The sequence below is a fragment of the Streptomyces sp. NPDC059900 genome (assembly GCF_050270335.1).
Classification (GTDB): domain Bacteria; phylum Actinomycetota; class Actinomycetes; order Streptomycetales; family Streptomycetaceae; genus Streptomyces.
The window spans coordinates 1-2,978 of the sequence record NZ_JBNNJZ010000796.1; the positions used below are offsets into that span (position 1 = coordinate 1).

A 2,978-nucleotide genomic window follows, 5' to 3' on the forward strand; every position below is an offset into this window, starting at 1 on the left:
CACCTACACCGAGGCCATGGTGCGCGGCCCGGACGGCGCGCTGTGGCTGCCGGTGCGCAGCGACCGCGCGTTCCAGTCCAAGTACGCCCGGCTGGACGGCAACCGCACCACCTACTCCTACGGCCCCGAGCGCACGAACGCGATCGACGTCAAACCGCGCGCCCTGGCGAGTACCAGGTCTTCACTGCTGTCCTTCGGGACCGTCGAGATCTACGGCTCGAAAGCAAACCTCATGAGTGAGCGGCTGGGAGGCTGACCATGACACGCCGAATTCCCCCGGCACGCCTGCTTTCCCTGGCACCCGGGCTTCCCGTGCCGCGCAGGCAGATCGCGCCGCGCAGGTTTCTCGTCGCGGTCCTCGCTCTCGCCCTGGCCTTCACGGCCGTCATGGCCTCGGCTGCGGCGGAAACCCAGTCCTGGCAGCACGTTCCGGTCCCGGCGCAGGTGCGCCCGCAGGCCGGCCTGAACGAGGCCGTGGCGTTCGGGCCGGACCGGGCGTGGGCCGTGGGCACCGACGCTGTCGGCCGCGAGGCACCGGGCTTCCCGCTGATGCTGCGCTGGGACGGAACCGCGTGGCAGCGCCAGAGCCTGCGCGGGGTCGACTGGCAGGGAGAGCTGCTGTCCATCGCCGCGACCTCCCCGACCGCGGTCTGGGCGGTGGGCCGCGACGCGGCGGGCGGCGCGCGCCTGCTTTACCACGACGGCAAGGCCTGGAAGGAGAGCCGTCCGCCGGCCGGCGTCGTACTGACCCGAGTCGTCGCCGGCGGCGGTGAGACCTGGCTGATCGGATCGCGGGACGGCGCGCAGGTGTTGCTGCGCCGCGACGGACGCAAGTGGCGGGACGTGCCGGTGCCGCCGGGATCCGTGTACGGCCTGCACGTCCTGGCGGCCGACGACGTATGGGCCGCGGGTGCCACTGAGTCGGGTGCGGCCGTGTCCCACTTTGACGGGCATAAGTGGCAGCAGACGATCGTGGACGGATTCCCGCGTTCGGGCGTGAGCAGTGTGCTCGCCGTATCGCCGACGGAGGTGTGGGCGGGCGGCACGGCCGGGTTCGTCGGCGGTCCTGCGGGCAAGCCGATTCCGCCGCTGCTCATGCGCTTCGACGGGCAGGCGTGGAGCCGGGTGGCCGTCCCCACTGACTTCGGCTCGATCGACTCGCTGGCCCCCGGCCCCTCCGGGGAGCTCGGCTGGATCTCCGTGGCCCGATCGCAGAAGTTGGCCCCGCCAGGCGGCAATCCGCCGCTGGTGCCCGGGCCGGACTTCCTCGCTTGGAACGGGCAGGGGTTCACCGAGCACAGCGAACCGGCCGTGGCAGGTGAGGGCGAATCCTGGACACTGCGGCTGACGCCGGTGCCGGGCACGTCGACGGTGTGGTCGGTCGGCCGTGCCGCCGGCCCCGAGGGCACCTTCGCCCCGCGCATCCTGCGGTTCGGCTAAAGCCTCAAGCCTGCAACGAGTGCCCTGGGCGTTGATGGCGTACGTCTTTTCTGCGCCCATCTGAACCGAGAACTTGTCCTCGGCCCCCTTCGCCAGAATCCCTTGGAACGCGGAGATGGTGTTCGTGTTCGGGTCACGGGACGTTGCGAAGACCCGCCCCTCAAGACTCTGCGGCCTCGACCGCGATGGTGTTACCGAAGGTGTTCCAGCCGCCGAATCGGCACCGGCCCAGAACCTCAAGCCACAGGGTCATTGCCAGAACGGGTCCTTGCCACGCGAGGATAGAGAGCCCTGGCAACCAAAATCCTTTTCGCGGTTCAGCCCCACGCATGGGGCCTGAACAGGCGCTTTCAAAAAGTAGTTGCGCGCGCACGGCTACGCCCTGTAACGTCTTCAGCGGTACACGAAGTAGGCGGCGCAGCGCGACGCGAAGCGGGAATGAAAAATGTTCTTGCGACGCAACGCAACGCAACGCCAGCGACGTGGTCACCGTAGTAATAAGGTATTGTGTTTCATCAAGGGTCTAGCGAAGTTTCCTGGATCCAAAGTCCGCGTCAGTAATGCAAGGTTGGTTAACCCCGATCTCAACGCAGGAAATGGCAAGTAGTCATTTCCGTCATGGTCAGCGGACGCCATGAAGCTTAGGCAGGGAAAAACTCTGTCTTTCGTTGAGATCGGCGTCTCCTTTTGGAGTCGCCTTTCTCTGAAGGCTTGACTCAAAGGAGAGAAGAATGGAAACCAGCAACATCATCAAGGCGCTCGTTGAGAGCGCATCTGAGGACCCGCAGGCGTTCGGGCTGGTTGCAGCCGTGGCTATGGCCGCACTACTCGTCGTGGCTTTCGTCGCCACCTTCCTCGTCGCAACCCGTGGCGCGAAGCCGGAAGACCGAATTGCCTTGATGAAGGCAAACCGGGAAATGTGGAAGTTCCCACCCAGGAAGAAGTAGGTACCCGGCCGCGCAGGGCCCGATTTCGGTCGGGCCTTACGGGCGCTTCTTACGTCGCTATAGGGGTTCGGGATTGGAGCAGCCGAGAGCTCGTTTGTGCTGCATCCGGCAATAGTTCCAAGCCCTGCCGGGCATGTATTTGCTCAGATGCTTATGGCATCGCGTCGAATTGCCAGGAGCGCCCCGCGTAGATCTTTGCCGCGCCCTTTCCGTGTGGCTAAGGGTTGTCCCGTAATTGATGGCCAGGTATTACGGGGTAGTCCGCAGGATCGTGTGCAATTCGGGGCTCACCTGCCGCCCGATTTGATCCATGGCCATTTCACGACGCAGACCACGACAAGGGCGAGGAGCATGGCCAACAGCCACAGCCCGACACTCGCTGGAGAGTAGATGTAGTAGCGCCAATGCTCTGGCAGGGGGGACGGTGCGAGTAGAAGCAAGATCAGCGTGGCCCATGTGGCCAGCACGGCGGCTGCCATGCGTGCTGCGGTCATCTCTACCGGCCCCCTCAGTGGTGCTCATCTTTGCAGATCGGATGATAAGACGGCTGCGATGATTTTGGTGTGGCTGGTGTGATCGCGGTGTCGGAGG

General features: G+C 65.3%; 3 protein-coding genes and 1 pseudogene. 3 read left to right on the forward strand and 1 reads right to left on the reverse strand.

Annotation, left to right across the window (positions count from 1 at the left end; translation table 11 throughout):
• Positions 1–256 (forward strand): annotated as a pseudogene (locus ACQKIP_RS44060) (hypothetical protein); the annotation flags it as partial.
• A gap of 131 nt (positions 257–387) precedes the next feature.
• Positions 388–1,440, forward strand: a complete 1,053-nt coding sequence (locus ACQKIP_RS44065) for a hypothetical protein (protein WP_365854705.1) — start codon at positions 388–390, stop codon at positions 1,438–1,440.
• Between the two features lie 160 nt (positions 1,441–1,600).
• Here the strand turns inward: ACQKIP_RS44065 and ACQKIP_RS44070 are convergent, their stop codons facing one another.
• Positions 1,601–1,930: a hypothetical protein gene (locus ACQKIP_RS44070; RefSeq protein ID WP_365853784.1), complete on the reverse strand. Its 330-nt coding sequence runs from the start codon at positions 1,928–1,930 to the stop codon at positions 1,601–1,603.
• A 241-nt stretch (positions 1,931–2,171) separates the two neighbouring features.
• Between ACQKIP_RS44070 and ACQKIP_RS44075 the strand changes: the two genes are divergently transcribed.
• A complete protein-coding gene (locus tag ACQKIP_RS44075) occupies positions 2,172–2,387 on the forward strand; it encodes a hypothetical protein (protein WP_365853783.1) in 216 nt (71 codons plus the stop codon).
• The last annotated feature ends 591 nt before the right edge of the window (positions 2,388–2,978 follow it).